The organism is Telmatobacter sp. DSM 110680, assembly GCF_039994875.1.
GTDB lineage: Bacteria > Acidobacteriota > Terriglobia > Terriglobales > Acidobacteriaceae > Telmatobacter.
On the sequence record NZ_CP121196.1, the window covers coordinates 2,453,041 to 2,478,519 of the forward strand.

The following is a 25,479-nucleotide window of genomic DNA, read 5'->3' on the forward strand; positions in this document are numbered from 1 at the left end:
TTCTCGTACCGTCCGTCACACCCCGCTGTTCATTCATCTAATTTGCCTCGCGTATCGTCGCAGAAGCTTTTATAGTTGGCCTTCACCCAAGAGGGTCCCACTTGCAAGAACGAAGGTATCTCCTCAAATTCTCCCTTCTCTTTCTCTCTGCTACATGCGTCTTCGCGCAGGATGCACCCATGTTTCGGAACAATCTCTCTCACTCCGGCGCTTACTCCGCTGCAGGCGTTCCGACCCTCAAAGGCGTCAAATGGACATTCCACACGAATGGCGAAGTCGTATCCTCGCCTGCCATCGTCAACGGTGTCATCTACGTTGGTAGCAACGATGGCAACCTTTATGCCCTCGACCAGCAAACCGGCGCGAAGAAGTGGGTCTTTAGAACCGAAGCGCGCATCGACTCATCGCCGGCTGTCGACCACGACCTTGTCTACTTCGGCAGCTACGACGGCAATTTCTACGCCGTAGAAACGACAACCGGAAAGCTACGCTGGAAATTCCGCAACGCCGGTGAGCGACGCTATGCGGCAACCCATTTGCACGGCTCCTTGCCAGCGGGCGAAACCATGCCCGATCCCTTCGACGTTTATCTGTCCTCGCCTGCCGTTTCCGATGGCGTCGTCTACTTCGGCAGTGGAGATGGCAGCGTCTACGCCCTCGATGCCACCACCGGCACTCTCAAGTGGAAATTCAAAACCGGCGACGTCGTGCATGCCTCGCCGGCAATCGTCGACGGCAAGCTCTACATCGGAAGCTGGGATAGCTACCTCTACGCGCTCGACTCTGCGACAGGAAAAGAAATCTGGCGATTCAAAACCGGCGAAGATCCCGACATACACAACCAGGTCGGCATTCAGTCTTCCGCGACAGTAGCTGACGGCATCGTCTATTTCGGATGCCGCGATTCAAACCTCTATGCGCTGGATGCGGCCACCGGCAAAAAGCTTTGGTCTTTCAACAACAAAGGTTCGTGGGTCATCGTTTCGCCGGTGGTGCAGGCCGGCAAACTCTACTTCGCCACCTCGGACACGGCCCTCCTTCACGTCGTCGACGCAAAAACCGGAACTCCGATCGATTCGCTCAAGTTCTTCTGGCCCATCTTTTCATCACCATCCATCGCCGGCACCACGCTCTACCTCGCAGGACAGGATGGCAAACTTATCGCCGTCGATCTAACATCCTTCAAGCCTGCATGGACCTTTCAGTCGGAAGGCTCCCGTCAAAACCTCGCAGCTCTCTCCAAGCCCGACGGCAAGCCCAACTACGAAGCGGTCTTCCAATCAAATTTTTACGATGACGTGATCGTCGGCGTTGGCAAAACTCACACCGTCGGTACTTTTCTGTCTTCGCCGGTAATTTCCGGCAGCGTAGTCTACATCGGAAGTGCCGACGGCAATCTCTACGCCCTTGAGTAAGCCCTACTTGACTCACTCACAATCCCTTTCAAACCAATTGCAATGACAGGTAGCATCCATCGCACTAGCTTTATTTCAGATACACACGAATCACAATCGAAGAACGCCTTTACTCGTACTGCTTTCAACTCATTGCTCTCGAGCCGTCCTGCTGAAGACGCTCTTCACGAAAGGATCCAACATGGATCGAAGAGCTATCTTGAAATCTCTCGCCGCAACGACAGCAGCCCTTCCAATCCTTACCATCGCTGCCAAAGCCGACACCGGCAACTGCGAAACGCTCGCATGCGTCTCCGATTCCACCGCCGTCCGGCAATTCCTATCCGACTTCATTGCAAAGGAGGAGCCGACTCTCGATCACGACGCGCTTATCAAGCTCATGCACCAGCGCGGTCAAGCCTGCTGTCGGGCTTTGAAATTTCGGCAGGACCTCATTGCAAACAGTCATGGCGATGTAGACAAGCTCGTCGAATTGATGGGAAAAATTGTCGGTCCAACGAACTGCCGCCGGACCGGCAACCAGGTGTCCCTCGTCTATCCAGTTGACAAATGCGTCTGCGGCTGGAGCCCGCAGCGCCCACCGAACCCTGACGATCCCTACTGCGAGTGTTCAGCGGCCAACAACCAGGCGATATTCGAATCAGTTTCTGGAAAAGGAGTCAAGGTCAAGGTGCTGGAGTCACCACGTCGCGGCGGCAAGGTCTGCCGCTTCCAAATCCAACTTACCTAGCCTAACTTCATTGCAATCAGCAACGACTCATCGCCGACACTCGGCACCTTTTAAAAATACAGCGTCGGCGATGCAACCCCGCGCCAACAGACTCGCGGGGTATTGCATCAGAACTGACATGTTGGTGGCTTTTGGTGTTGTCAGCCGTACCCGAACTACATCCATCCCGGTGCGGCCATATGTCTGCCAACCAACGCAAACATCTCATCATCAAGCAGTTGAGCTAGTGCGGCTAGGTCAGATCATCCAGCAAGCAGGATTATTCCCATCGGCTTTTGGAGCCAGCATACCGAATCGTGCAACTTATCAGACGAATCCGAACCACAAGCAGCACTCTAAATCGTGTCTTCCGCGTCTTACACTAGTGGTGCTCAGGATTCTCCGCGTGCCCCCGATGGCGCGCATCGCTTTTACAACTTTATTGCTGGCCTCGCTCGTCGCAATTCCCGCCAGCGCAACGCGCATTGATACCGTGCAGTTGCACGCCCATGCCTCCATCACCAAGTCGTCAGTGCATCGCGCACACCGCACTGGTCATCCAACGGCATCGCACGGGACGCCGCGTTCTCTCCGGTCGACTCCGACTTCAAAACACAAATCTTCCGCCTCTCACACCACGACTCGGCAAAGCGCGCACTATTCTTCTTCCCCAAGCCGTCGCGTAATCCCGTCGTCCAGATACAGGGCAACTCTCAAGCGCAGCCGGTACAACCGCTACCGCTCTAGTGCGCGCTTTATTCCCATGGCTGCCGTCCCCGCCGCGTCCACAAGATCTGGAACGATGGAAATTCCGGAGCCGTCTGCAAAGTCACCCGAGTCGCTTCCGACTGAAACTGATGCAGAGGCAGCACCTGCACCTCGTTCTACCCCGCGTCCCGCCGATTCAACCCCGGCCGCAAACGCCGCGCATGCTGAGACCGACACGGCGCCTGCCCCCGGCACCGATCCTGCCACCATCGCCGCTGCGGGCAATCCACTCGCAGCCCCACGCGAAACCCGTCAGCCGATCGTGCCAGCCTCTGGCCAGGTTGCCGAACTCATGCGTCCGCCCATCATTACAGGTCGCGTTTCCAGTTACACGCTTCGCGGAACCCACGATTCCCTCGTTCGCCAAAACGCGCGCTCTGAAGAAGAGTCGCTTGAGCGCATTGAAGACGACGCCGATCTGCAGGATCGCATCGCCCGCGGATTGCTTGTCCGGGTACCGGAGTCCGGCGCCCTCATCGTGAATGCCGCGCTCCCTGAAGATCGCCGCTACTGCCGTCCCTGGACCGCAGATTTCCTGACCAGCATCGCGCGCGCGCACCAGTCCCAATTCCACTCGCCGCTAGTTGTTAGCTCCGCCGTGCGCACAGTGGAATACCAGAAGCGCCTGATGCGCATCAACGGCAACGCCGCTGATGCTGAAGGCGACGTAGTCAGTCCGCATCTCACCGGGGCCACCATCGACATCGCCAAGTCCGGACTCTCGAAGAAAGAGATGTTGTGGATGCGCAACCAGCTTCTCGCCTATCAGAATGCCGGCGTTATCGACGTTGAAGAAGAATTCCACCAGCGCTGCTTTCATATAACCGTTTACAAAAACTATAGTGAGAAAGCGCAGTCGCACGGACCGCGTAAAGCTACTCCCGCTCCGCAAACCACGGAGACCGATGCCACTGCGACTCTAGATCCTGTCCCCGACAGTCAGTAAGGGCTGCATCAAGAACGCCTCGCAAATTAATTCCTAATCCCCACCGGACGCGCTACAATCGCGTGCAAATGCAATTCTGTCCTGAGTCCGTCATGTGCGCCCCGCAGGCGTGCATCACTGCGCGGGATTGAATTGGACTGCGACCGCCCTCGATAGACCCCAAATCTTTCAAGGGCTTCCAGGCTACGTTTTCGAGAGGCGCAACCATGGACGATCAGGTAATACAACCCGCGGCAGAAGTTGCCCCGGGCCTTACGCAAGTGCAGCGAGTCACCAACGTCTTTGCAGCTCCCTCCAAGACCTTCGCCGACATCAAGGCCGGGCACAAAAGCTGGTGGCTGCCGTTCCTTATAACAGTGCTGAGCGGAGCCTTTCTGTATACCGCCATCACGATGCAGGTTACCTGGAAGACCGTCTACGAGAACCAGCAAAAGCTTGCGCCGGAGTTTGCAAAACGCATGATGGATCAGATGCCGCCAGAGCAGCGAGCAAAAGCAGATGCGGCCGGGCCGAAGAACCAGGCTGTCACCTGGGCGCTCTCTCCTCTTGGCGTCTTGCTTCAAGACCTGATCATGGCCCTCATTCTCTGGCCCACGATCAACTTCGGATTCGGAGGCAAAGCCACCTTCGGATCCCTGTTCGTCGTAACAGTTTATGCAGGACTTGTCCTTTGGCCAATTCGATTGATACTTGGAGGCATCTCGCTTTTCGCCGGTGCCTCTCCCGATGGGTTTAACATTGGCAACCCCGCTCCCACAAACGTCGCCGCATTCCTGAATCCGGCGGATACCAACAAAGCGCTCTACGCACTGCTCTCAGCAATTGATCTCCCGACCCTGTGGTGTCTCATCGTCACTTCCATAGGGGTCGCGATCGTCGCCGGCGTAAAGCGGCCATCCGGATATATCGCCGTCTTCGGTTGGTGGTTTGTCGTAACGCTGGTCATCGTGGGCATCGCCGCCATCTAGCGTTAAATGCGTTACGCAACTGCAAAATCAAACGGCGCACATCGTGAGATGTGCGCCGTAGTGTTTTCCTAATCCCTCAGTCCCAATCCCTAATCCCTGCCTTACTCCGTCCATCTCCGCATAATCAGCGTTGCGTTAATCCCGCCGAATCCAAACGAATTCGAAAGCGCTACATCGAAGTTATGCTTGACCGACTTGTTCGGCACATAGTCCAGCTTGCACTCAGGATCAACATTGTCCAAATTGATCGTTGGCGGAAGTTCCTGGTTGATTAGTGCCAGCACCGTGATACCCGCTTCCAGTCCGCCCGCACCGCCCAGCAAGTGTCCAGTCATTGACTTCGTGCCGCTGATCTTCAACTTCTTGCTCAGCGCGTGCTCGCCAAACACCAGCTCAATTGCGCGCGATTCATTTCCATCTCCCGCTGGTGTCGACGTCGCATGTGCATTCACATAGCCCACATCTTCCGGCTGAACGCCCGCATCTTTCAGCGCCGCCCGCATGCTGCGTTGCGCGCCAGCGCCTTCCGGAGCGATTCCGGTCATGTGGTATGCGTCCGCGCTCATTCCGTAGCCGATCACTTCGCCCAGAATCTTCGCGCCTCGCTTTTTCGCAAATTCCAATTCCTCGAGAATCAGAATCCCTGCGCCCTCGCCGATCACAAATCCATCGCGATCCTTGTCAAAGGGCCGGCTCGCCTTTGTAGGCTCATCGTTACGCGTTGAAAGTGCTCGCATCGAAGCAAATCCGCCCACCGACAGCGGAGTTACTGAAGCCTCCGCACCGCCCGCAATCATCACGTCCGCATCGCCGTGCAGAATCATGCGCACCGAATCGCCAATGGAATTGGCACTCGTCGCGCATGCTGTAGCGGTTGCGGAAATCGGTCCCTGCGCACCATAGCGAATGCTGATCTGTCCGGCCGCCATGTTCACGATTACTGCGGGAATAAAGAAGGGTGATATCTTGCGCGGACCGCCGTTCAGCAGATTGGTATGTTCGCGCTCGATGATTTCGAAACCGCCGATCCCCGAGCCGATAAACACGCCCACACGTTCAGCGATATCCGGCGTGATCTTCAGGCCGGACTGTTCCATCGCCTCTTGCGTTGCCGCAAAAGCAAAATGGATGAAGCGCCCCATCTTGCGCGCTTCTTTCTTTTCCACGAAGTTCAGAGGGTCAAAGTTCTTGACCTCGGCGGCAAAGGTAACAGGAAACCCGGTTGTGTCGAATCCTGTAATCGGAGCCATACCGCTGGCGCCGGCTACCAGGCTCTCCCACACCTCGGGAGCGGTGTTGCCCACACCGCACACCAGCCCAATGCCGGTGATCACGACTCGTCGGTTCACCGGCTACTTGCCTTTCGCGGTCTTTTCGTTCTTCTCAATGTAGTCAATCGCGTCCTTGACGGTCTTGATCTTCTCAGCGTCTTCGTCGGGAATCTCCAGGTCGAACGCCTCTTCAAACTGCATCACAAGCTCCACCACGTCCAGCGAATCCGCGCCCAGATCCTCCTGGAAGCTCGCGCCGGGGGTCACTTCGGCTTCATCCACCTGCAACTGCTCGACGATGATCTGCTTAACCTTCTCTTCTACCGCCATGCCTGATTCTCCTCAATTCTTTTGCGAAGTCTGAACTCAATCCGGGGATTCAACCACTTGCAACCGCCTGCCTACAATAACGGCACAAGGCACACCAATACAACCGCTGCCCCAACAAAACTTTGTCGAGCCCCGAAACTCCAAGTCTATCGGGCGGCTCCCGACGTGTAAAGCGACACAGAGTGGAAATAAAATCAGTCACCTGTGCCCCCTTGACCCACACCGTAACCCTTCCGCAACCCCTTCGCAAAAAGGAAGAGTTTCGACCGCGAATTGCACACCAGAAAAGCGTACATTAGGCGAAGAGCTAGCGGAGGATTTCCATGCAGGTTCTAATCGCCGTTTTATCCCTCGTCGCGGGAATCTTCCTGGGCTTCCTCATCCGTTCCAACTCCGCCAAACGCGAGTCCGGCCTCCTAGAGCAGAGAAACCGCGAAGCGATTGACGCACTAGGCGCCCTCCAAAAGCAATTGGTCCAGGTTCAAACCGAGTCTGCCGCTCGTGCCGGATTCGAGTCCCTAGCCGCTGAGCGCGACAAGACCATAGCCCGACTGGCATCCGAGCGCGACGCAGTTCGAGTCGAATCTCAGGCCGCAAGCGAAACGGCCCGCACCCAGGCCGCCCGCATCAGCCAGCTTGAGGCCGACCTCAACAATGAACGCCAGAACATGGCCGAGAAGATTGCCCTGCTTGAAACCGCCAAGCAGGCCCTCGCCAATCAATTCCAGACTCTCGCTGCCGACATCCTCGATCAGAAGTCCAAAATGTTCTCCGAGGGCAGTCAGAAAGAACTGGGCACTCTTCTCACACCGCTGCGAGAACAAATCAACGAGTTCCGCCAAAGAGTCGAACGCGTGCAGACTGAATCCACAACCGGCGTCACGGAACTCAAAACCCTCATCGGAACCCTCGGCACACTCAACCAGGCGCTGACTGAAGAGGCTCGCAGCCTCTCGACAGCCCTGCGTGGTTCCTCAAAAGCGCAAGGCGACTGGGGCGAATTCATTCTCCGCGACTTACTCGACAAGGCAGGTCTTCGCGAGGGTGAGCAGTACGTATTCCAGCAATCCTTTGCGGTTGAAGGCGAAAGCGGCGAACGCGCGCGCACAGTGCGAACCGATGTCATCGTTTCCTTGCCGGGCGGTCGCAGCCTCGTAATCGACTCCAAGGTTTCGCTAACTGCCTACACTGACTGTGTCAACGCCACGGGGGAGGATGCACGCAAAGCCGCGCTTAAGTTGCACATGGCCAGCATGCGCAATCACATCTCCGGTCTGGCCAAAGCTGGATACCACAATCTCCCCGGCGTCGAGACCCCGGACTTTGTTGTCATGTTCATCCCCATCGAACCAGCGTTCCTCATGGCTCTCCAAGGCGATGGCGAACTTTGGGCTGACGCGTACAAACAGGGAATCCTGCTCGTTGGTCCCACTACGCTGCTCTATGTCATCCGCATCATCAATGTCCTCTGGCAACAGGAACGCCAGGCACGCAACGTGCAGGACGTGATGAAACGCGGCACAGAACTCTACGAGAAATTTGCAGGCTTCGTGACAGACATGGAACTGATTGGCGACAGCCTTCGCAAGACCGACAAGCACTACGGAGAAGCAATGAAGAAGCTGGCCGATGGGCGAGGCAATCTCATCCGCCAGGTCGAGATGCTTAAGGAATTAGGTCTCCGCACCAACAAATCAATCCCCAAGAACCTTCTCGACAGGGCCGACGTCGACCAAACCGAACTCGCCCTGGCTGCTGAAGCCGACTCCTCGGTCGAGCCTTAATCATGCGGTGGCGCCGGAACTCTATACGCAACCATCCAGTTGCGCAACGCTTCGGTTGGAACCGATCGAATTGCGACGTTGAATAGTCCGAAGTGTCGCCAAAGTCGGACCTTGGGGACCAGTCTCTACGAAACCCGCTCCACAGGCATTGTCCGTTACTTTGGTCCCATGACGCTGTAGTCCTTTTCCCGGAATCTGTCCTGATTCTTGTTTAAATTAAAATGGGAATACAGGTCTAAATGGGACACACTGCCATACTCATCGGTGCGGCTGCGCTGGGCATTGCCCTTATCTGTCTTTTTGCGGGTTATCTCTGGGGTCGTTCCAACGTGAGATCCCAAATCGAAGATGCCCTGGACAAGGTCCGCGTCTCCGCCGACGCGCGCGAATTTGCTCTTCGCGAGCAACTCGACGAAAAAATGTTAGAAGTGGTCAATCTCCGCGCTCGTGCCGATGAAGTCCCTCTACTACGGGAACAGCTTGCCCAGTTGCAGGCTTCCCATCTGCAAAACTCGCACGGCACACACTCACGCTTCGAGTTGCCTGAGTCCCCCTTGGAGATAACTCCTGAGCATTCGCAAACGATAGAGTCCGTCGCTGCTGTAGTGGAAGACCCCATCCAGAGTTTCTTCCATCCGAATAAACAAAAGTCTCAACCACTGAGCGCCATTCACGATACGCCGGTCGAAACAAAACGACCGTTAGCGGCAAGGTTTCCCGCGAGCTTTTCCAGCACTTTTTCTGTACCTGCTGCTTCGCCCGAAGTGATGAAAGCCAAACCGGACGAGCCCCCAAAGCCCGTAGCGATCCAGCCCGCGAAGCCTGCATCGGTTCAGCCCGCAAAACTCGCGGCGGTTCAGACCGCAAAGCCTGCAGCGGTCCAGCCTGCAAAATTGCAGCCACCCCTGAGAGCAACAACTCCCGCCGTCAAGCCCGTTCCTGCAGTCAATAACGACGATTGGGATGAGTTCGCAAAATCTCTAGAGGCGCTCAAAAATCTCCAGAAATAACAAGCTCTCTTCAGTCTTGCATTCGAATGTGCGCGGCATCCTGACTTATTTTTCGATCGCTGCAAACGTCTCCCGAAGACGCTTCCACGATGTTCCCAAGTCTTCCGGCAGAACCCGCGTCTCCGCCACCGTGGTCATGAAGTTTGTATCGCCCACCCATCGCGGCATCGCGTGCATATGCAGATGGCCCGCCACGCCCGCACCCGCCGCCTGTCCCAGATTCAAACCGAAGTTGAATCCATGCGGCCGATACAGTTGTTCCAGCGCACGCTCAGTCATCTGTGCAAGGTCCATCAACTCGTGCGCGACGTCAGCTTCCAGCTTCGCAATTCGATCCAGATGCGCATAGGGCATCACCATCACATGCCCGGAGGTGTATGGATACGCGTTCATGCAGATAAAGCAATGCTTCCCGCGTTTTACCAGGCCACCGGCTTCCTCGGCATCGTCCGCGCTCATCCCGTGCTCGATCGCGTAATTCACACTCGCAATCAGATTGCAAAAGACACAATGCAAGTCACCGGGCCAAGCATTCAGCCGCGCTGGAACTCCCGGCCGCGGCGCTCCGTCGGCCGTTGTCACATATGCAAATCGCCACGGACTCCAGAGCTGATCCATCTCTGCCTTTTCGTTTCACCGTTTCCGTCGCACCAAGTATAGTTGCCCGTCTTGCTCCGCTCGCGAATCGTCAGGGACATCAGTGTCCGGATCACTCATCAATTCTCGATGAAATGTCTCACGACTGTATTAAGCGTCACACTTCGACCCTAACTTCAATCGAATCCCCGTCCCCTTGCACTACTTTCGCAGCACAATCTCACAACATGCGCTCTACTGCCAAACTGTTGGATTGACGGGGAAAACGCACCATTGCTACACTTAGAAGCGTAGCTTCCTGCGCGGATTCCAGCAGTTAGCTGCGGCCGCCCTCCAGCCAGCCGTTGCCTGCCTGGTGTTTCCCAAGGAGACGAGTCGCTTTGCCGCCAGCTCTCTGGCTAGAAGCCCCGTCTTCGTGAAACTCCGGAATAGGGCTCCCGGTTTGCCGAGGTCCCGGCCTAAGGCATTGCCCGCCACCGCGACGCGCATGTGCCATCCGTCGACAGAAACAACGTCGCCGGGCCAATGAATCGGAGCTGCTGTCATGCCAAACGTCCTCAATCCCGAACCCGAGAGCATAACCCTGAACACCGAACTCGAAACGCCCACCCTCGAACCTGCGACGGAGCTTGAAGCTCCTTCGTCCGAATCCACGTCCAACCCAGAGACCGCCGAAGTAGACACTGCTGTCGAAACCCAAGCGCTGGACGCCGATGCCTCAACCGAGCCTGTAGCCCAGGCCGCTCCCGCACAACCCGAGCACGCGGAACTTGTAGAACCCGTGGCTCACGTTGCGCACGCGCCGGCCGAACACAGCCCCGAATCCGCTGAAGATTTCTCAGCTGCCCTCGAAGCCTTTGAGCGCGAGCAAGCCGCTGAAGCTGCTGCAGTCGAAGCCTATGGCGACAAAGTCGTCTCCGGCACCGTCCTCAAGCAGACTGAAAAACATTTGGTTGTCGACGTAGGTCTCAAGTCCGAGGGCCTTGTGCCCATCGAACAGGTCCTTGATCACACCGGCGCCGTGAAGTTCCAGCCCGGTGAAGTGATCGACGTGGTCATCGAACGCGAAGAGCCCGAAGGTGGCTATCTCGTCAGCTACGAGAAGGCCCAGCGTCTTCGCGTGTGGGACACCATCGAGAAGCATGCCAACGACAAGACCCCGATGATGGGCACTGTCATCAGCCGCGTCAAGGGTGGACTCACGGTCGACATCGGCCTGAAGGCCTTCTTGCCCGGCTCGCAGCTTGAGATTCGTCCCGTCCGCAACCTCGACGGTTATCTCGGCCAGCAAATTGAAGTCCGCGTCATCAAGCTCAATAAAAAGCGCGGCAACGTGGTCGTCTCCCGCAAAGAGATCCTCGAAGAAGAGCAGAACGCCAAGCGTTCCACCACTCTCGAGCATCTCGGCGAAGGTGCCATCCTCACCGGCACCGTCAAGAACCTCACCGACTACGGTGCGTTCGTCGACCTCGGTGGCATCGATGGCCTGCTTCACATCACCGACATGAGCTGGGGACGCCTCACCCATCCCCGCGATCTGGTCAACGTCGGCGACGAGATTCAGGTCAAGGTGCTCAAATTCGACAAAGATAAGCAGCGCGTCTCCCTCGGATTCAAGCAGCTCACGCCTGATCCGTGGCTAGATGCCTCTGAACGCTATCCCGTTGGCGCACACGTCCACGGCCGCGTTCTCTCGGTTACTGACTACGGTGCGTTCGTTGAGCTTGAGCAGGGAATCGAAGGCCTGGTTCATCTTTCCGAGATGACCTGGTCGAAGCGCCTCAAGCACCCCTCCAAGCTGGTCAAGCCCGGCGACGAGGTCGACACGGTTGTCCTCAGTGTCAATCCCGCCGACCGCCGCATCTCGCTCGGCATGAAGCAGCTGATGGAGAATCCATGGGAGAACCTCACTGAGCGTTATCCCGCTGGAACCGTGGTCGAGGGTCGCGTTCGCAACCTCACCGACTTCGGCGCCTTCATCGAAATCGAGGATGGCATCGACGGCCTTGTCCACGTCTCCAACCTGAGCTGGACAAAGCGCGTCAAGCATCCTTCTGAAATCGTCAAGAAGGGTGAAAAGGTCAAGGCAGTTGTTCTCGGCGTCGAGCCGCAGAACCGCCGCCTCTCCTTGGGCATCAAGCAGCTTCAACCCGATGTATGGGAAAGCTTCTTCGCCACTCATCGTGTCGGTGATCAAGTCCATGGCAAGGTGCTTCGCACCGCGCAGTTCGGCGCTTTCGTTGAAATCGCCGAGGGCGTTGAAGGCCTCTGCCATATCTCTGAAGCCAGCGAAGTGCCCGGCGAGCCCTCCAAGCTCGAAGCCGGTCAGGAGCACGACTTCAAGATCATCAAGATCAACGTCGAAGAGAAGAAGGTGGGTCTCAGCCTACGTGCGGTGTCCGGCCACGAAGCCAGCCGCTCAGAGGTTCAGGACTACAAGGCGGAAGCTCGCGGCGGAAGCCACAAGCAGTCCGTCTCCAGCGGCACCACCACCCTCGGCGACCTCATCAATTGGCGCAAGAACGAGTCTAAGTAGCTCGTAAGCCATAAACCTTAACGGCCACCCCCAAGGGTGGCCGTTCTGCTTTTTTGACGCGGCTTTAGCACAAACCTGGGGTGCCCCATCCTTGCAAAGCAAGGGTGGGAAACCACGCACTCAACCGGCCGCGTTGAAAGTGCGACGACTAAACAATCCGGCTATCGACATTCCGGCGCACAAGAATCTTTTTCGACCAAATCCTAGCTGATCTTTATGCCCTTTTGTTCGAGGATACTTAGGAACATAACGCCATACTCGATGACCATGTTCCGCGCTAGGCGGCAGAATTCTCGCTTCGCCATAACGGGATGGACACCTTCGTCGCTCAGAACAGCATAGAGCCCTCGCGCAAGCTTATCTTGCTGCTCGGTAATGATCCTGTTGTTCCTAAGGAACTGTGTCGAAGGGTTCCATTCGTCCGCCACAGTGGTCTGCATCGTTCCAGCGATTGTCGCTGCGGAATCCGTGTGCAGCCGTTCAATAAAGCTTCGGATTAACCCAATACAATTCTTCAGATCGAACGCGTCGGACGTAGGTTTATAGAGATTCTCTGCCTTGCGTAGCGTCGCAATGAGATCGTTGTGGAACCCCAATTTACTAAGCGAATCGGTCAGTTTCTTTTTGTCGCTCTCGATATCCAAATTTGGATTTTCATTCAGCAATTCTTCTTTAAGGTAGTAGTGGCGAGCTGTCCGGCATTCTTCGAGCAAACCGCCAATTGAATCGCATATCCCTCGCGCAATTTGTCCTTGTTCCCTCTGATCGTCGCTGGGGGCATGTCCTCTCGTTGAATTGAAAGTACCGGCCTTGACGATCTTCCCAAAATGCTCCAACAGCGGTTGAAGTTTTCTGGGTATAGCCTTCAGCTCTTCATCCGAGAACAGCGTGAAGTTGAGTGCAATCATCTCCTCCAATTCGAGAAAGAGGGTGACGAGTGGGATGGTTGGTGCGGCGAGAGATGAGAGTGTCTCAAATAGCTCCTGTGCGTGGCCATGCCTAACGATGAATTCCGCGAGCAAAGGGAATTCAGAAATGTAATTTCGAAAGGACGGGAATGGATCTTTGTTTTCACTTTTTCGAGAGCTACTTCGTGATGAAAGCAACTGGGTCAGAAACGACATCAACGACGCCCGATCTTCTAGGGATAGTTCTACATAGATAATTGTCAGGAGGTTGAAATTCTCACTTCTGAAAACGTATTCGCCTGGAAACTCATGCACGTGACGTGGCCGGCATTCACGGTCCTTCGAGAGAAGAGGGCGCGGGTTCATGTAGAGCTTGCTCCAGCGTCTAGTTATCTCGAGCATCTCTTCGTCAAACAGCTTGCCTTGGTTTTCTTGTCTCCATTCATCTACGCGATCGCGATAGCTCACCGTCGGGCGCACTCTCTCTTCCAGCAAAATGCGCTGCACTCTATCCCAAGCCTCGGCCAATTCCATGAGCCGAAGAATACCATCGGCAATGTGTGGCTACGACACAGCCGAAGCGTTTAGCAAGTTCGGTGGCGTCGGGCTGACCCAAGCCTCGGGGATGCGAGACGATCACCACCTCTGAGTGCCGGGTGCCCAAATTTCCTTTTGAGACCTAGGAAAACTGGAGGCAATATCAAGCCACTCAATCGAGCCAAAAAGTCATTCCCGTCCTGTGCATCACGTTTGCAGATTATTTCGCCGTCTTCTGCATACTCGAATCAGACAAAGGCAAGTACTCACACGCTGATTTCGGATCTTTGCCCGTAGGGTCGGTCCTGTAAGTCCTTTGTTGATGCGAATCTAGCCCTAAGTCTAAGCGATAGAGTAATTTGAGCAAGTGGGATCCGCATAACCTTCTTATTGTGAGGAATTTGGATCCAGAATCCGGGTGGGTGGGTATATCCCGCAACGAAACGGTTGCATAAGACCCGCCCTGAATCGCCGCACCACGCTCCCGTTCAGTTCATCCCAACCTCGGCCACACCCAAAGCGCTGTCACCGTGACATGTGATGCCCACCCTATTTGCAGGTCTGACGACAAGGTTATGATTCACTCCTTCCCGAGGGAAAGGTGTCTCCATGGCAATCAATACATCTCGTCGCGAGTTTTTGTCGGCCGGGTTGATGCTGCCCGTCGCCGGCGCTGCCTCCAAAATCAACTTCCTCGATTCCGGCGATAAGCTAACCACTGCGCAGCCTAGAACTCCTGTCAAGCTCACCCAACGCACTCTCGGCCAGACCGGCCTGAAGGTGACAAGCGTCGGCTTCGGCTGCATGATTACATCCGACCCCAGCGTTATCGAGCGCGCAGCCGACATCGGCATCAACTACTTCGACACCGCCCGCGGCTACCAGCACGGCAACAACGAACGCATGGTTGGTGCGGCGCTCGGCGCGAAACGCAAGAATCTCATCCTCTCCACCAAGTCCCCCACTGACAACAAAGAGGGTCTGCTGAAGGACTTGGACACCAGCCTCGCCGAACTCAAGACCGACTACGTCGATATCTGGTATCTCCACGCTAAGGACACGCCTGCAGCGATTCACGACGACATGATCGAAGCGCAGCAGATTGCGAAGCAGCAGGGGAAGATCCGCTTCGCCGGCATGAGCACCCACGCTCTCCCCAAGATGACTCAGTGGACAATCGACAAGATGGCCTTTGACGTCGTCCTTACCGTCTACAACTTCACCATGGATCAGAAGATGGACGAGGCCATCGCCGCCGTAGCAAAGACCGGCACCGGCGTTGTCGCCATGAAGATCATGGCTGGAGGGACCCGCGCCCATCGTCCCGGCGAACCCGTCGACCCACGCACGCAACGCGAAGGCGCCATGCTCGCTGCGCTCAAGTGGGTCCTCAAACAGCCCCACATCGGCACCACCATCCCCAGCATGACTGACATGGATCAGCTCGACGAGAATCTCCGCGCGATGTCCGAGAGTTTTTCGACTGCTGATGAAAAGATCCTTGCCGGCCGCCTCGAACAGATCAAGCCACTCTACTGCCGGTTCTGCGGAGAATGCGACGGAGCCTGCCAGAAGGGTCTCCAGGTAGCCGACACTCTTCGCATCCTTACCTACGCCGACGGGTACGGCCAATTCGCGCTCGCCCGCGAGCGTTTCAACGAACTGCCGTCTCGCCACGCCAAGGTTCGCTGCGGTGATTGCACCGAATGCACTGTTCAGTGTCCTCACGGCGTGCGGGTCTCTGAGCGTATGTCCCGCGCCCAGGAACTCTTTGCATGAAGTTCTTTTTCTGTTTCTGGATCTGTTTCGTTGGAGCTATAACGGCTGGCGCACAAAATTACCTCGACTGCCACTTTGCGCCCGGGTGGGAACAATCCGGGCTAAAGCGGCAGTACACGCCTGACAATCTCTTCGACTACCGCGACGGCGCCGCCGAAGGCTATCTCGCCTTCAGCTTTACAGGCATGCAGGGCATTGACTGCAAGTCCGGCACCACAATGCTCTCCATCGACGTCTCCGATATGACTGACGCCGAATCCGCCTACGGCATGTTTGCCACCAACCGTGACCCACAGCAGCCGATCGTAAAAATTGGCATGGGCGCGCAACTTCTTCCGCAAAGCCTGCTCTTCGCCAAAGGCAAATACTTCGTTGAGATCGTTGAAACCGACGGCAGCACCGATTCTAACCAGACCGCCGCACTCCAGACACTCGCTGCCAAAATTGAACCGCTTCTCGAAGGCCGCAACACACCGCCCGAGACGCTCAGTTGGTTTCCAACCGAAAATCAAATCTCCGCTCGCCTCGTGCCTGAGAGCGTCCTCGGTCTAAAAATCCTCAAGCGCGGATACGTCGCGACATACAACCACGGCCAGGCATTCATCGTCATCGAGCAGTCACCCGAATCCGCCGCCGAAGTGATGAAAAAACTCCGCGACCGATTGGGACCGACCAGCACCGCGGCTATTGCCGACGAAGCCTTCCAACTCAAGGCCCCATATCTCGACGGCATCTGCATCTTCCGCAAAGGCCGAACCATTGCCGGCTATACGAACCTTCCCGATTCGCAGTCAGCTACAACACAAGCTCTCATCCTTGCCGCCCGAATCCCGTAATCGATCGATTAGTAGCCGATGGGAAACTCGACCATCCGTTATAATTAGGCAGAACGCGCAGCACTCCAATCCTCCCTAAACCATGCAAACTGAAGCAGCTAAGGAAATAACTGCCGCATCGCCCGCCGTGTCTTCCAATGGCGGCACATGGCAAATCATCAGCTTCACGTCGCTAAGTTTCGTCGTCTATCTCGCCATCGGCCTGCCCCTCGCCATCCTGCCCGAATACGTCCACATGCGGATGGGCTTTCACGCATCGCTAGCAGGCCTGGTCATCAGCATCCAGTACATCGCCACGTTCCTCAGCCGTCCATGGGCTGGCCGCATCTCCGATCGCAAAGGCGCAAAAATCTCTGTCCTCTGGGGCATGAGCGCCTGCACACTCAGCGGATTGCTGATGCTTGCAGCCGCGGCTCTTCACCGCGATCCAGCGTGGCTTAGCCTCACCTTCCTCATTACCAGCCGACTCGTCCTCGGAGTGGGCGAAAGTCTCGGCCTCCACAGGTGCAACGCTCTGGGGAATCTCTAGCGCGGGCCCGGAGTACACCGCCAAAGTCATCTCCTACAACGGCGTCAGCACCTACGGCGCTTTGGCTCTCGGCGCCCCGCTCGGCGTCGTCATGGAAACGCACTGGGGCCTGTCTTCTGTCGCGATTCTCACCATCGTTATCGGCGCACTTGCATATCTCTGGGCCGCATTCAAGCCACCCGTTCCCGTCGTTGCTGGCGAACATCTTCCATTCCGTAACGTACTCGGCCGCGTCACTCCGCACGGCATGGGACTCGCGCTTGGCGGCGTAGGCTACAGCGCCCTTGCCACCTTCGTTACGCTCTTCTACGTCAGCCGCCACTGGGACGGCGCAGCCCTCTGCCTCACCGCGTTCGGAACCGCATTCATCGTCGCCCGCCTGCTCTTCATTCGCACCATCGGCACCTTCGGCGGATTTCCCGTCGCCAAGATTTGCCTCATTGTCGAATCTCTCGGCGTACTGCTGTTATGGCGATCCGTCTCGCCCTGGATGGCCCTCTGCGGCGCAGCCCTCACCGGTTTCGGATACTCGCTCGTCTTTCCCGCACTCGGCGTGGAAGCTGTTGAACGCGTACCCGTAGAAAATCGTGGCACCGCTCTCGGTGTCTACACTGTCTTCGCCGACGTCTCGTTTTTCATGGTCGGCCCGGTCGCAGGAGCTGTTATCGGCGCCTTCGGATACGCCAGCGTATTCCTCTTCGCTCTCCTCTGCGTCTTGGCGGCCCTCACAATCGTTCTAATCCTCGCCAGAAATAAATCCCACCCTGTCCTTGCAAGCGTCGATTAGTCTCGCCCGCATCGGGACGCTAACTTGCTAACTCGCTACCGGCGCGTGAGCGCCTGCTAACAGCCGTGAAACGGCTGCTAACCCACTAACCCGAACTTCGCTAAACTAACCCTGTGCCGTCCCTTGTCCACATCGAAAACTTCGGTTGCCGCGCCGCCCGCGCCGACGGAGAAGCCATCGCCGCACTTCTCCGCACCGCTGGCGTTCACGAAAGCCAGACCCCCGATGCCGATGTGGTCATCGTCAACACCTGCAGCGTCACCGCCGAAGCCGATCGCGAAGCCCGCGCCTATATCCGCCGCGCCCATCGCCTCAACCCCACTGCCCGTATCATCGCTACCGGCTGCTACGCCCAGCGCGCTCCCCAGGAACTAGCCGCCATCTCCGGCGTGTCAGCTGTCATCGGCAACAGCCACAAAGCCCTCGCCCCCGAAATTGCGCTCGGACTGATGAATGCAGATTCAGTGTCCTCGAGCAACTATGGATTGATCCAGATTCACTCGGCGCAATCCGGGGTGGCCCCACCGCAGGTGGTGCTGGCCGACGACTCCTTCGCGCATTCCTTTCTCGAAGAAGCCCCGATCACCTCCGGTGCGCAAACCCGACCCAATCTCAAGATCCAGGAAGGCTGCTCCAATCGCTGTTCGTTCTGTGTAATTCCGCAGACCCGCGGCAACTCCCGCAGCCTCTCGGGAAACTCAATCTTGTCCCACGTCCACAACTTCGTCGCCTCGGGCGGAAATGAACTTGTCCTCTCCGGAATTAACCTCGGGAGGTGGGGTCGGGATCTCGATCCAGCACAATCTTTCCCCCGCACGTTCGCCGCGCTCGTCCGCGCAATCATCGAACAAACCAATCTGCCAAGACTCCGCCTCAGTTCCATTGAACCCATGGATTGGGACGCCGATCTCATCGCTATCATGTCGGAATACGGCGGAACGCATCTAGCCCGCCACGCCCATCTTCCCTTGCAGTCGGGTTCCGACTCTGTGCTTCGCCGGATGCATCGCCGCTACCGACCATGGCACTACGCAGATAAAGTTGCAGCCCTGCGTCAAGCCGCCGGCCCTTCGCTCACTCTCGGCGCCGACGTCATGGTCGGATTCCCCGGCGAAACTGATCGCGAATTTCAGGAGACCTGCGACTTCATCCGTTCACTCCCCTTCGGCTACCTCCATCTTTTCCCGTTTTCGCCCCGCCCGGGAACGCGTGCATGGACGTTGCACGCCGCATCTCCCGTACCGCAACCTGTCGCTCAACAGCGCATGGCAACCCTGCGCGCTCTCGCTGCCGAAAAGATGCGCGCTCACCGCCGCCAATTTATCGGCACCGAACTCGACGCCATTACGCTCCACACTCCACCGGAACTCGCCTCCGCCAATTGCACCTCCGCACTTACTGAGAACTTCCTGCCCGTCGAAGTCGCAGGGGCAACTCCCGCCAACCAACTGATCCGGCTCTGCCTGACCGGTATGGGGCCCGATGCGACTCTCATCGCAACCCCCGCCCGGCCTTCCAATTACCTGCCGAATCCCCATCTCGATGCGCGTTCCGTTTTGCCGGAGCCAACCCTCGAAATCGCCTATTGATCCATCGTCCATCCGTCGGCTGCAGCATCAATCCAGTGCTATACTCAGGGTGCGTTCGCGCGTCAAGTTAGAATGCCGGAGTCTCTCCGGATCAGGCGCACGACAACTTTGGAGGATGTACCATCGCACTCGACAAACGTTCGGCTAAGTCTTTTATCCGCATCAACGATCGCATTCGCGCCCGCGAAATTCGCGTGATCGACGAAAACGGCGAACAAATGGGCATCCTGGCCCCATTCGAAGCGCTCAAAATCGCCCGGGAGCGTGGCCTCGACTTGGTCGAAGTCTCACCCAACGCCGTCCCTCCCGTCTGCCGCATTCAGGATTACGGCCGCTTCCTGTACGAAAAAGAAAAGTCAGAGCGAGCCGCCAAGAAGAAGCAGAAGGTTATCGTCGTCAAGGAAGTCAAGTTCTCCGTCACGGTCGACGAGCACGACTACCAGACCAAGAAGAATCAGGCTGTGAAGTTTCTGCAGGGCGGCGACAAGGTGAAAGCGAGTCTTCGCTTCCGCGGCCGCCAGATGGCACATCGCGACTTGGGGTACAACATCATCAACCGCTTTATCCGGGATGTTGGCGACACCGGTGTTGTCGAGTTCATGCCGCGCATGGAAGGCACGATCCTGCACGCGATCATCGCGCCCAGCAAACGTCCCGAAGGCCAGAAGCCCAAACCGCCCGCGCCTCCGCAGCAGCCGCAGCAAACCCGCCCACCAGCACCGCCAGCTTCGTAGGTACTAGTTGGAAGTGATCGAAGGCCGCCTCGGAAAGGCGGCCTTTTCATTTTCCTCCAACGTAGAATCCGATGACTTGCTAACTCGCGAACAAATCCGGCTCCGCGAACACCGCTTCACCGTTGTATGCTGACCCCATGCTTCGCTTCAGCTCGGCTCTTCCCCTGGTTCTCACTGCGCTTTCTGCATCGCTTCTCATCGCTCAATCCGGCACTCCTGCCGCGACCGCAACAGCTCCGCACTTTCCCACCAACGAAGATCTTCGTCACTCGAAAGTCCTAACTTCGCCGATCCTCTCTCCCGACGGCAAGCAGATACTCTTTGCGGTTACGCAGGCAACAGCGGACGGTGCCGTCAGCCATCTATGGATTGTTCCTGTATCCTCCACGAGCGCCGACAAGCCCCGTCAGCTCACTTTCTCGCCGCCCGCCGATAAGCGCGGCGAGCACAACGCCCAGTGGTCGCCCGACAGTTCCGCGATCTTCTTCCTCGCCAAGCGTGGCGAAAACACCCAGCTCTTTCGCCTTGACCTGCGCGGCGGCGAGGCCTCCCCTTACGACCTTAAAATTCTGCCGCCCGTTGATGATTCGAAAGAAAAAGACGCCATCAATCCCCCGCCTCCACCGGTCAGCAGCGAGAAGAAAGACGAAAAAAAGCCCGATACAAATAAAGTCGAACCGCTCCCTATCGATGTAGCGGGGTTTGCGATCAACCATGACGGCAAGTACATCGCGCTATGGGCTCACGACCCCGAGACTCCCGGTGAGAAAAAGCAGAAAGACGCAAAGATTGACGCATCATGGATCAATCACGAGCGCCATCTCACGCGCCTCTACATCGCAGCTCTCAAGCCCGACGGCTCGTTGGATGGGGAACTGAAAAACACAGCGATTGTTCCCGAGGTTCACGGCGTCCTCTGGTCCCCAGTTGACGATAGAATCCTGGTCGTCACTGAACCTCCGAATGACGCCACTGATCTTGCTCCCGCTGCTCAAGCCTTTCTGCTCGAAGTCCCGAAACTCGATAGCCCCCAAAAGCTCAATGCAATTCCGCCCTCCGTGAGCCGCGCTGAGTGGTCGCAAGACGCGAACACCATTCTCTTCGTCGCCCAGACAACGCAAGATGCGCCTCCCGGATACGAAGAGTTATTCGCTTTGCCCAAACAAAGTTCCGGCCCTCAGGTGATCGCGCTTTCCGGTAGCTTTGACGGACAGTTTGGGCCATCGCCTCTCACCTCCACTTCCGACGGCTCAGTCATCGCGCAGGCAGGCATCGGTACGCGTTCGTCCCCGGTGCGCTTTGCGATCAATGGGAGCGGATCACCGCAGGTCATTGATCTCGGCACGTCGATGGTGCTGGGCCTCAGTACCAACGCCAAACAAACCGGCTGGGTCTGGATTGCGGACTCCGGCGGTCAGGCGACGCGCCTCTGCTACGCTGCGAAGCTTGGTGAGCCCTGCAGCGCTATTCCGATCCCCGAACTCGCACCGGCCGATCTCCGTGTCGTCGAGCCGCAACTTGTGCAATGGAAGTCAGGACCTTTCACGATCGAAGGTCTCCTCTACATGCCTCCCGATACCGGCTCCGCCAAGGTTCCTCTCATCGTGGACGTACACGGTGGTCCCTTGGGCGCGTGGTTCAACCAGCACGACCTGTTTGCGCCATTTCTGCTTGGTCACGGCTGGGCAGTCCTGCGGCCTAATCCGCGCGGTTCATCCAACTATGGAGTGAAGTTTGCAGCCGCCAACAAGAATGACTTAGGCGGTGGCGACTATCAGGACGTAATGGCAGGTGTCGATTACGTCCTCGCACACTATCCCATTGACTCCTCGCGGATGGCTCTCATGGGATACAGCTACGGCGGCGAGATGGCCGGATTCGTCGAGGGCAAAACCGACCGCTTCAAAGCCATCATCAGCGGCGCGCCCGTCATCGATCAATTCAGTGAATATGGAACCGAGAGCGGTTCCTGGTACGACCGCTGGTACTTTGGAAAGCCATGGGAGCGCGTGGCCGACGCCTGGCGCCAAAGCCCACTCGCCAATGCGGCCCACGCCAAAACGCCCTTCCTCCTCATCCAGGGTCAGAGCGATACAACTGATCCCGTAGGTCAGGCGGAGGAGATGTATCGTGCGCTCCGTCAGGAAGGCGTTCCCGTTGAACTCGTCACCTACCCCCGCGAAAACCACGGTCCGCTGGCCGGCGGTATGGTCGGCCGCCCCTCGCCGGAGCCATGGCACGGATTCGACGTTCGTCAGCGGATCGTGAACTTTATCACCGCTGCATTCTCCTCTACGTCGTCATCCACCGCGCCCGCGAAACCATAGAGGAGCCAGTCACGATCACAGAAGCCGCTAGCTCCGCGTGGTATCCTCGCCCACGACATGCGACTCATGCGATTTAACCTCGCTGTTCTCCTGCTCCTCGCCGGCCTCGAAACTTCCAACCTGTTGGCGCAAACAAACGCAGCACCGCACCTCGAGAAACGTGGCTCCGCCACGCAACTCATCGTGGATGGCAAGCCGTTTCTCATTCTCGGTGGCGAGCTGCACAATTCTTCCTCCTCCAGCCTCGCTTACATGAAACCGCTTTGGGCGCCGCTCGCCGCCATGGGTCTCAACACCGTCGTCACCCCGCTTAGTTGGGAACTCATCGAGCCCGTCGAAGGCAAGTACGATTTCACCCTCGTCGATGGCCTTCTCGCCCAGGCGCGTGAAGCTCACGAGCGCATTGTCTTTCTCTGGCTCGCCACATGGAAGAACGGCATGTCCAGCTATGCCCCCGTGTGGGTCAAGCAGGATACAAAACGCTTCTCGCGCGTGGTCGTGAAAGGCGAAGAGATCGAACTCCTGAGCCCGGCAGCTATAGCAACTCAACAGGCCGACTCCCGCGCCTTTGGTGCGCTCATGCAGCACATCCAGCAAGTTGATGCCCAGGATCACACCGTGCTCATGATGCAGGTCGAAAACGAAGTCGGCGTGCTCGGCGATTCCCGCGATCGGTCGCCCGCCGCTGATCGTGCCTTCAACTCGCCGGTTCCCGTCGAATTAACGCGCTATCTAAAAGCACACCACGACACGCTCTATCCGCGCCTGAGGGAACTATGGGATGCGAACGGCAGCAAGGTCTCTGGCACCTGGCCTGAGATCTTCGGCAACACCAGCCGCGCCGACGAAATCTTTATGGCTTGGCATTACGCGCGTTTTATTCACGCCGTCGCCACAGCCGGCAAATCCGCCTATGACATCCCCATGTATGTAAACACCTGGCTCGCCGAGAATGACGCACAGCCCGGCAGCTTTCCCAGCGGAGGTCCCGAACCATGGGTGGTCGACATCTGGCGCGCCGCTGGTTCGGCGATCGATTTCTACGCACCCGACCTCTACGCGCCAGACTTTGTCTACTGGTCGCGACAATATCATCGTGACGGCAACCCGCTCTTCATGCCGGAGACCCGCGGCGGGTCGTCCGGTGCAGCAAACGTGTTCTACGCTGTTGGCGAAGAAGCGAGCTTTGGCTTTTCCCCCTTCGCGATCGAAGACAACATGGACCCCAAACAGGATCTTGCCGCCAGTTATCGCGTTGTCAATTCACTCGCCCCACTTCTGCTTGAACACGATGGAGCCGGCGACGTCCACGGCTTTATTCTCGACCAACAGCACCCCACCGCTGACTTCACGCTCAACGGCATTGCACTCCATGTCACGATCGATGAGATCTTCGGTCGCCACGCCGAGTCCGGTTATGGCCTCATCATGGCCGCTGGCCCCGAAGAGTTCATCGGCACGGGCAAGGGCTTCCGCGTCTCTGTTACCCCCGCCTCAGGCGGCGCACCCCGTCTGGGCATCGCCTCCATTGACGAGGGGACATTCGAGGACGGTAAATGGGTTCCCGGCCGCCGTCTGAACGGTGACGAAAACGACCAGGGAGGCTTCTGGCGCTTCGACAGCCGCAAGTTGAGTACAGAAAAAGTGAAGCTCTATCATTTCGACTGATTGTCGGCCCTGGAACGGTAACCGCGGTCAATGCGACCGCGAGATGATCGACCGGATAAGCAAAAAGATCTCACCCGCGACAAAGATCGAACCGAAGATGATCTTGTTGTATTTCGCCAGCAACACCGGTAGATAGATATCGAAGTTATGGGCGCGTTCGTCGGTATGCCCCGCTGCCAGATCCGTCAACGGACAGCGACAATGATTTGCAGCGAGGACCAGGCACTCAAGCAGAACGATTCCGCTAAGCACCCACGCCACCGTGAAGTAGTTCGCCGCCGCGACCAACGGAATCGCCACGATACACCCGGCAAAAAACAGCCAGACTAACGTGTGCAGCAGCTTGATTCCAATCAAGATAGGCGATTTGGCGATTCTGCGGGCCATGTCGCGTAAGTTTAATGGGAGCTTCTGGTGGTTAGCGGTGATGCATAAACACCGCCGAGCTGAACCCGCCGAGATCAGTCGCCGTAGGTCTTGATATGCATTTGAGTTATACTGTTGAGAGCCTCTCCGGGGCAGGGAAGCCCCTGTTTCACGAGGCCATGGGTCTGGGTTACCAAACCCCATCCAAAAACGAGAAGAAAAATGCCCAAGTTGAAAACCCATACGGGCGCGAAAAAGCGCTTCAGCAAGACTGGTACCGGCAAAATCAAGCGGCACCAGACCAAGACGCGCCATATCCTTTCGTCCAAATCGCCAAAAGTGAAACGCAAGCTCGGCAAGATGGTGCTTGTCTCCGATGGCGACTACGCGAAGGTAGCGCGCATGATTCCATATGCCTGAGAGCTTCATCCAAAGGGGCGCCGCACGCAAGTGCCCCCCGCCGATAAGAAATGCGTCCTGATCGGCGAGAGATTCAGGCTTGAACGAGCGAGTGAAGAGGTTTAACGCCAGACCCAAAGTCTTGGCCTCCTGCCTCCAGCCGCGATGACCAACGAACGCAAAATGGAGAACACCAATGCCCCGCGTAAAACGTAGTACCAAGCGGAGTGACCGCCGCAAGAAAATCCTGAAAAGGGCCAGCGGATACTTCCTCACTAAATCCAAGCTCTACCAGGCAGCCCAGGAAGCCGTCGAACGCGGCCTCAAGTTCGCCTACACCGGCCGCAAGCAGAAGAAGCGCCAGTTCCGTTCACTCTGGATCGTGCGCATCTCCGCAGCCGCCAAAGCCAACGGCACCAGCTATTCGCAGTTCATTAACGGACTGAAGAAGGCCGGTATCGAACTCGACCGCAAAGTCCTCTCCGACATCGCCATTCACGACGCCGCAGCCTTTACCAAGCTGGTGGAGCAGGCGAAAGCCGCTCTCGCCAGCAGCACAAAAGCCGCCTAAAGCACCGGCGCTGTACTCAGCCGTATCCAACGGCCCGGAGCTTCGCTTCGGGCCGTTTTGCTGTTTGTGCCCATTTTCAATCCCACGCCGCACAATGAGATATTCTTGGCTTTCG

23 protein-coding genes are annotated in these 25,479 nt (G+C 57.3%); 17 read left to right on the forward strand and 6 right to left on the reverse strand.

Going from position 1 to position 25,479, the window contains the following annotated elements; translation table 11 throughout:
• The first annotated feature begins 179 nt into the window (after positions 1-179).
• The 4 genes from P8935_RS10110 to P8935_RS10125 all read left to right on the forward strand — a co-directional run bounded on the left by P8935_RS10110 (position 180) and on the right by P8935_RS10125 (position 4,806).
• Complete coding sequence (locus tag P8935_RS10110) at positions 180-1,415, forward strand: PQQ-binding-like beta-propeller repeat protein (RefSeq protein WP_348264872.1); 1,236 nt, start codon at positions 180-182, stop codon at positions 1,413-1,415.
• A gap of 181 nt (positions 1,416-1,596) precedes the next feature.
• Positions 1,597-2,145 carry a hypothetical protein gene (locus tag P8935_RS10115; protein WP_348264873.1) on the forward strand — a complete coding sequence of 183 codons (549 nt, stop codon included), beginning with the start codon at positions 1,597-1,599 and terminating at the stop codon, positions 2,143-2,145.
• A gap of 394 nt (positions 2,146-2,539) precedes the next feature.
• The gene (locus P8935_RS10120) at positions 2,540-3,838 is read left to right on the forward strand and encodes a DUF5715 family protein (RefSeq protein WP_348265327.1); all 1,299 of its coding nucleotides are present in this window, start codon (positions 2,540-2,542) and stop codon (positions 3,836-3,838) included.
• Between the two features lie 206 nt (positions 3,839-4,044).
• The gene (locus P8935_RS10125; RefSeq protein ID WP_348264874.1) at positions 4,045-4,806 is read left to right on the forward strand and encodes a YIP1 family protein; all 762 of its coding nucleotides are present in this window, start codon (positions 4,045-4,047) and stop codon (positions 4,804-4,806) included.
• Between the two features lie 101 nt (positions 4,807-4,907).
• On the opposite strand, the gene fabF is transcribed toward P8935_RS10125, so the two are convergent.
• Together fabF and acpP are read right to left on the reverse strand one after the other, a co-directional pair.
• Entirely contained in the window at positions 4,908-6,155 is a 1,248-nt protein-coding gene (gene fabF, locus P8935_RS10130; protein WP_348264875.1) for a beta-ketoacyl-ACP synthase II, read from the reverse strand.
• 3 nt (positions 6,156-6,158) lie between these two features.
• Positions 6,159-6,407, reverse strand: coding sequence for an acyl carrier protein (gene acpP, locus P8935_RS10135; RefSeq protein ID WP_150169911.1), 249 nt, complete (start codon positions 6,405-6,407; stop codon positions 6,159-6,161).
• 323 nt (positions 6,408-6,730) lie between these two features.
• Here acpP and rmuC point away from each other — a divergent pair, with 323 nt between their 5' ends.
• Both rmuC and P8935_RS10145 read left to right on the forward strand, forming a co-directional pair.
• A complete protein-coding gene (gene rmuC / locus P8935_RS10140; protein ID WP_348264876.1) occupies positions 6,731-8,191 on the forward strand; it encodes a DNA recombination protein RmuC in 1,461 nt (486 codons plus the stop codon).
• Between the two features lie 239 nt (positions 8,192-8,430).
• Positions 8,431-9,201 carry a hypothetical protein gene (locus tag P8935_RS10145; RefSeq protein ID WP_348264877.1) on the forward strand — a complete coding sequence of 257 codons (771 nt, stop codon included), beginning with the start codon at positions 8,431-8,433 and terminating at the stop codon, positions 9,199-9,201.
• Positions 9,202-9,246: 45 nt separating this feature from the next.
• On the opposite strand, the gene P8935_RS10150 is transcribed toward P8935_RS10145, so the two are convergent.
• Together P8935_RS10150 and P8935_RS10155 are read right to left on the reverse strand one after the other, a co-directional pair.
• Positions 9,247-9,819 carry an HIT domain-containing protein gene (locus tag P8935_RS10150; RefSeq protein ID WP_348264878.1) on the reverse strand — a complete coding sequence of 191 codons (573 nt, stop codon included), beginning with the start codon at positions 9,817-9,819 and terminating at the stop codon, positions 9,247-9,249.
• Between the two features lie 261 nt (positions 9,820-10,080).
• Positions 10,081-10,344: a hypothetical protein gene (locus P8935_RS10155; RefSeq protein WP_348264879.1), complete on the reverse strand. Its 264-nt coding sequence runs from the start codon at positions 10,342-10,344 to the stop codon at positions 10,081-10,083.
• On the opposite strand from P8935_RS10155, the gene P8935_RS10160 reads away from it, so the two are divergent.
• The gene (locus P8935_RS10160; protein WP_348264880.1) at positions 10,343-12,334 is read left to right on the forward strand and encodes a 30S ribosomal protein S1; all 1,992 of its coding nucleotides are present in this window, start codon (positions 10,343-10,345) and stop codon (positions 12,332-12,334) included. The two genes, P8935_RS10155 and P8935_RS10160, sit on opposite strands and share 2 nt — an antisense overlap.
• 203 nt (positions 12,335-12,537) lie before the next feature.
• Here the strand turns inward: P8935_RS10160 and P8935_RS10165 are convergent, their stop codons facing one another.
• The gene (locus P8935_RS10165) at positions 12,538-13,776 is read right to left on the reverse strand and encodes a hypothetical protein (RefSeq protein WP_348264881.1); all 1,239 of its coding nucleotides are present in this window, start codon (positions 13,774-13,776) and stop codon (positions 12,538-12,540) included.
• 612 nt (positions 13,777-14,388) lie between these two features.
• Between P8935_RS10165 and P8935_RS10170 the strand changes: the two genes are divergently transcribed.
• The 8 genes from P8935_RS10170 to P8935_RS10205 all read left to right on the forward strand — a co-directional run bounded on the left by P8935_RS10170 (position 14,389) and on the right by P8935_RS10205 (position 24,028).
• On the forward strand, positions 14,389-15,558 hold the full coding sequence (locus P8935_RS10170) for an aldo/keto reductase (RefSeq protein WP_348264882.1): 1,170 nt from the start codon (positions 14,389-14,391) through the stop codon (positions 15,556-15,558).
• Complete coding sequence (locus P8935_RS10175) at positions 15,555-16,394, forward strand: DUF6599 family protein (protein WP_348264883.1); 840 nt, start codon at positions 15,555-15,557, stop codon at positions 16,392-16,394. The genes P8935_RS10170 and P8935_RS10175 overlap by 4 nt, the downstream gene beginning before the upstream one ends.
• A gap of 82 nt (positions 16,395-16,476) precedes the next feature.
• Positions 16,477-16,923, forward strand: a complete 447-nt coding sequence (locus tag P8935_RS10180) for an MFS transporter (protein ID WP_348264884.1) — start codon at positions 16,477-16,479, stop codon at positions 16,921-16,923.
• Between the two features lie 91 nt (positions 16,924-17,014).
• Positions 17,015-17,710 carry an MFS transporter gene (locus P8935_RS10185; protein WP_348264885.1) on the forward strand — a complete coding sequence of 232 codons (696 nt, stop codon included), beginning with the start codon at positions 17,015-17,017 and terminating at the stop codon, positions 17,708-17,710.
• A gap of 113 nt (positions 17,711-17,823) precedes the next feature.
• Positions 17,824-19,299 carry a tRNA (N(6)-L-threonylcarbamoyladenosine(37)-C(2))-methylthiotransferase MtaB gene (gene mtaB / locus P8935_RS10190; protein ID WP_348264886.1) on the forward strand — a complete coding sequence of 492 codons (1,476 nt, stop codon included), beginning with the start codon at positions 17,824-17,826 and terminating at the stop codon, positions 19,297-19,299.
• Positions 19,300-19,421: 122 nt separating this feature from the next.
• Positions 19,422-20,033 (forward strand): translation initiation factor IF-3, encoded by a 612-nt coding sequence (gene infC, locus P8935_RS10195; RefSeq protein ID WP_348265328.1) that lies wholly within the window; start codon positions 19,422-19,424, stop codon positions 20,031-20,033.
• 137 nt (positions 20,034-20,170) lie between these two features.
• The gene (locus tag P8935_RS10200) at positions 20,171-22,360 is read left to right on the forward strand and encodes a prolyl oligopeptidase family serine peptidase (RefSeq protein WP_348264887.1); all 2,190 of its coding nucleotides are present in this window, start codon (positions 20,171-20,173) and stop codon (positions 22,358-22,360) included.
• 66 nt (positions 22,361-22,426) lie between these two features.
• Entirely contained in the window at positions 22,427-24,028 is a 1,602-nt protein-coding gene (locus tag P8935_RS10205; RefSeq protein ID WP_348264888.1) for a DUF5597 domain-containing protein, read from the forward strand.
• Between the two features lie 27 nt (positions 24,029-24,055).
• Here the strand turns inward: P8935_RS10205 and P8935_RS10210 are convergent, their stop codons facing one another.
• The gene (locus tag P8935_RS10210; RefSeq protein WP_348264889.1) at positions 24,056-24,415 is read right to left on the reverse strand and encodes a hypothetical protein; all 360 of its coding nucleotides are present in this window, start codon (positions 24,413-24,415) and stop codon (positions 24,056-24,058) included.
• A 201-nt stretch (positions 24,416-24,616) separates the two neighbouring features.
• Here P8935_RS10210 and rpmI point away from each other — a divergent pair, with 201 nt between their 5' ends.
• Together rpmI and rplT are read left to right on the forward strand one after the other, a co-directional pair.
• Positions 24,617-24,814 carry a 50S ribosomal protein L35 gene (rpmI, locus tag P8935_RS10215; protein WP_348264890.1) on the forward strand — a complete coding sequence of 66 codons (198 nt, stop codon included), beginning with the start codon at positions 24,617-24,619 and terminating at the stop codon, positions 24,812-24,814.
• A gap of 175 nt (positions 24,815-24,989) precedes the next feature.
• Positions 24,990-25,364, forward strand: coding sequence for a 50S ribosomal protein L20 (rplT, locus tag P8935_RS10220; RefSeq protein ID WP_348264891.1), 375 nt, complete (start codon positions 24,990-24,992; stop codon positions 25,362-25,364).
• Positions 25,365-25,479: the final 115 nt, after the last annotated feature.

Coding starts and splice junctions, on each gene's coding strand:
- P8935_RS10205 (WP_348264888.1), top strand. CDS start 22,427: ATGCGATTTAACCTCGCTGTTCTCCTGCTCCTCGCCGGCCTCGAAACT.
- P8935_RS10180 (WP_348264884.1), top strand. CDS start 16,477: ATGCAAACTGAAGCAGCTAAGGAAATAACTGCCGCATCGCCCGCCGTG.
- P8935_RS10145 (WP_348264877.1), top strand. CDS start 8,431: ATGGGACACACTGCCATACTCATCGGTGCGGCTGCGCTGGGCATTGCC.
- P8935_RS10160 (WP_348264880.1), top strand. CDS start 10,343: ATGCCAAACGTCCTCAATCCCGAACCCGAGAGCATAACCCTGAACACC.
- acpP (WP_150169911.1), bottom strand. CDS start 6,407: ATGGCGGTAGAAGAGAAGGTTAAGCAGATCATCGTCGAGCAGTTGCAG.
- P8935_RS10155 (WP_348264879.1), bottom strand. CDS start 10,344: ATGACAGCAGCTCCGATTCATTGGCCCGGCGACGTTGTTTCTGTCGAC.
- P8935_RS10115 (WP_348264873.1), top strand. CDS start 1,597: ATGGATCGAAGAGCTATCTTGAAATCTCTCGCCGCAACGACAGCAGCC.
- P8935_RS10210 (WP_348264889.1), bottom strand. CDS start 24,415: ATGGCCCGCAGAATCGCCAAATCGCCTATCTTGATTGGAATCAAGCTG.
- P8935_RS10120 (WP_348265327.1), top strand. CDS start 2,540: ATGGCGCGCATCGCTTTTACAACTTTATTGCTGGCCTCGCTCGTCGCA.
- P8935_RS10175 (WP_348264883.1), top strand. CDS start 15,555: ATGAAGTTCTTTTTCTGTTTCTGGATCTGTTTCGTTGGAGCTATAACG.
- P8935_RS10165 (WP_348264881.1), bottom strand. CDS start 13,776: ATGGAATTGGCCGAGGCTTGGGATAGAGTGCAGCGCATTTTGCTGGAA.
- P8935_RS10185 (WP_348264885.1), top strand. CDS start 17,015: ATGGAAACGCACTGGGGCCTGTCTTCTGTCGCGATTCTCACCATCGTT.
- P8935_RS10150 (WP_348264878.1), bottom strand. CDS start 9,819: ATGGATCAGCTCTGGAGTCCGTGGCGATTTGCATATGTGACAACGGCC.
- rplT (WP_348264891.1), top strand. CDS start 24,990: ATGCCCCGCGTAAAACGTAGTACCAAGCGGAGTGACCGCCGCAAGAAA.
- P8935_RS10200 (WP_348264887.1), top strand. CDS start 20,171: ATGCTTCGCTTCAGCTCGGCTCTTCCCCTGGTTCTCACTGCGCTTTCT.
- rpmI (WP_348264890.1), top strand. CDS start 24,617: ATGCCCAAGTTGAAAACCCATACGGGCGCGAAAAAGCGCTTCAGCAAG.
- P8935_RS10125 (WP_348264874.1), top strand. CDS start 4,045: ATGGACGATCAGGTAATACAACCCGCGGCAGAAGTTGCCCCGGGCCTT.
- P8935_RS10110 (WP_348264872.1), top strand. CDS start 180: ATGTTTCGGAACAATCTCTCTCACTCCGGCGCTTACTCCGCTGCAGGC.
- rmuC (WP_348264876.1), top strand. CDS start 6,731: ATGCAGGTTCTAATCGCCGTTTTATCCCTCGTCGCGGGAATCTTCCTG.
- P8935_RS10170 (WP_348264882.1), top strand. CDS start 14,389: ATGGCAATCAATACATCTCGTCGCGAGTTTTTGTCGGCCGGGTTGATG.